Genomic DNA, 2,357 nt, shown 5'->3' on the forward strand with positions numbered 1-2,357 from the left:
CGGTGAAAGCTGTCTCTCCGTGAGTCTGGCTCCAGATCATGCCTTTGCCAATGAGACCGGAGCGGGTGGGGGCGAGAGAGGTGACACCGCGGCCGAGCTGGTCCGCGATATCGCCGGAGCGTTGGGGATCGGGGCCGAGTTCGGCCATGGCGCGAAGATATCTCTTTTCGGTGGGTGTGAGGCGATCGAAACGCACGCGGAAGAAGCTTTCGTCGAGTGCAGCCACGGCTTCGTCTGAGGCGTTTACAACGTCGTCATAACGAATGGGACTGGCCGGAGCGAGGTCCCAGGCGTGTTTGCCCCATTCCTGAAGGAAGTACGGATAGCCCTGCGTCTTCGTAATGATCAGATCGACGGCGTTGTCGTCAATGAAGGCCCCTTCCACTTCAGCCGGCCGAACGATTGCTTCGCGCGCATCAGGTGGCGCGAGTGGTCCAATCTCGGGAAAATCGAAGAGGCGTTCCGCGTACGATTTGGCTTCGCCCATCCGCCCGCGCAACTGCGGAAGGCCCGCTCCAACGACGGTGACGGGTAACTGCTCCTGCGCACAGCGGTGTAACGCCTGGATCAGAGCCGCCATCTGCGGTTCTTCGACGTACTGAAGCTCGTCGATGAAGAGGACGACTGCTGTTTCGGCAGCCTTGGCCGCCGCGCCAACCTGGACGAGCAGCGTGCCCAGATCGAGTTCAAGATCGCCATTGTCGGCCAGCCCTGGCTCGGGATCGTAGTCGAGGCCCACTTCAATGTCCTGGTAGTGCACCTTCAATTTGCTCGCGAAACCGGCAAGGGCCTTGAGGCCGCGGATGGCGAAGTCCTTTGCGGCCTCCTTTTTGCTGAGATGGAGGAGGGCAAGCCTCAGAGCCGGAGCGAGAATGGCGGGGAGGGAGCGATGCTCGGGAGCTTCGATGCGCACGGTGTGGATGCCGCCGGCTTCGGCGTCGCGGCGCATCTGGTCAAGAAGCACTGTTTTGCCAACCCCTCTAAGTCCAATCAGCATCATGCTCTTGGCTGGACGGCCCAGGCGGAGGCGTTGCAGGCGGATCTCGATGTCCTTCCGAATCTCATGTCGGCCCGCGAGTTCGGGTGGTGGACTGCCGGCGCCGGGGGCGTAGGGATTGCGAACCGGGTCCATAACTATGGGGAGTTTAGCAGGTTTATGGTGGTTTGATAAGTTTGATAAGGTCTGTATAACTATTAGACAAGAGGGTTGTTAGTTTCACTCGTTCGTTACCTGACGGTTGGGTGCTATTCTCTCGTCACTCAAGGTCCGGTTCTCGTTCCTCACGCTTGAGATTCTTGAAGTCCGCATTCTTCAGCAGAAGCAACCCACAGTGTCTGCACCGACGGGTAAAGAACGGATCGAAAACAAAAGCCGAAAAGAAGAAACGCTTCGCACATCTCGGACAGGGCCAAGTAGCCATCTCCCACAGGAAGAAGAAATACTGGGCGAGGAACGCAATCAGAAGCAGACCGAACGAAACGGCGATTGCGATCCGTACGACAAGCGGCGGATAGTGGTCACCCAGCGTAGCGACGAGCAGCAACGCGGAAACGGCAAGCCCACTTGCGAACCAGAATACACGGATCAGAAGACGTCGCCTCTCCGCGTAGAAGCATCTCCATTCTTCGCGGTATTGGTCATCGCCACTTGCCGCAGAAGCCAACTCGTCCATGGCTGCAATGTTACCCGGTTTGCACGAGCCGCACTCTGATTCTGGATTTGTAGCGAACCAATGAGAAGTAACCCTGTTTCCTTGCCAGTTTGAACCGCTCAAAGAAGCGACCGCAGATCCTTCGCTGCGCTCAGGATGACACCCTTATAAAGTCATGGAATAAGTGCCTATTCGGGATCGTTCGTGTATTGGAAATGTTTAATTTCTCTACCCTGACACGCTGTCATCCTGACGCGCAGCGGAAGGATCTGTGGTTGTTCCTTGCGTCACAGCCAAGGCCTTGCAGGGAAGTTATTCTGCCTCTCGTGGACGAGGGCGGTTACTGCACCTACATCATGGCCAGTCGGAGCCACACTCTTTACATCGGAGTGACTGGCGATCTTCACAAACGAGTCTTCCAGCATAAATGGAAGGAGCATGATGGCTTTACCGCTCGTTACAATTGTGACCGCCTGGTGTGGTTTGAGAGATACGATGACGTCAACCGGGCGATCTCTCGCGAAAAAGAGCTCAAGGGATGGAGACGTGCGAAAAAGATCGCGCTCATTGAATCCGTAAACCCGACCTGGGCTGATTTGAGCCGTGACTGGTATGAGTGTGAACCGGCGGATTACAAACGAGCGCTGGATCGAATGGACACATAAAAGCAACCGCAGATCCTTCCGCTACGCGTCAGGATGACAG

At 56.6% G+C, this 2,357-nt stretch carries 3 protein-coding genes; 1 reads left to right on the forward strand and 2 read right to left on the reverse strand.

Annotation, left to right across the window (positions count from 1 at the left end):
• Both WA354_RS22045 and WA354_RS22050 read right to left on the reverse strand, forming a co-directional pair.
• Positions 1-1,132, reverse strand: a 1,132-nt coding sequence (locus WA354_RS22045; protein ID WP_472815175.1) for an ATP-binding protein, incomplete at its 3' end; no start/stop codon positions are given.
• Positions 1,133-1,256: 124 nt separating this feature from the next.
• Positions 1,257-1,673: a hypothetical protein gene (locus WA354_RS22050; protein WP_472815176.1), complete on the reverse strand. Its 417-nt coding sequence runs from the start codon at positions 1,671-1,673 to the stop codon at positions 1,257-1,259.
• Between the two features lie 305 nt (positions 1,674-1,978).
• Between WA354_RS22050 and WA354_RS22055 the strand changes: the two genes are divergently transcribed.
• The gene (locus tag WA354_RS22055; protein ID WP_472815177.1) at positions 1,979-2,317 is read left to right on the forward strand and encodes a GIY-YIG nuclease family protein; all 339 of its coding nucleotides are present in this window, start codon (positions 1,979-1,981) and stop codon (positions 2,315-2,317) included.
• Positions 2,318-2,357 lie beyond the last annotated feature (40 nt).

This window comes from Occallatibacter sp., from assembly GCF_049802275.1.
Taxonomy (GTDB): domain Bacteria; phylum Acidobacteriota; class Terriglobia; order Terriglobales; family Acidobacteriaceae; genus Telmatobacter.

Bases quoted from the DNA above. Each gene is read 5' to 3' on its own strand.
- WA354_RS22050 (WP_472815176.1), bottom strand. From the start codon at position 1,673: ATGGACGAGTTGGCTTCTGCGGCAAGTGGCGATGACCAATACCGCGAA.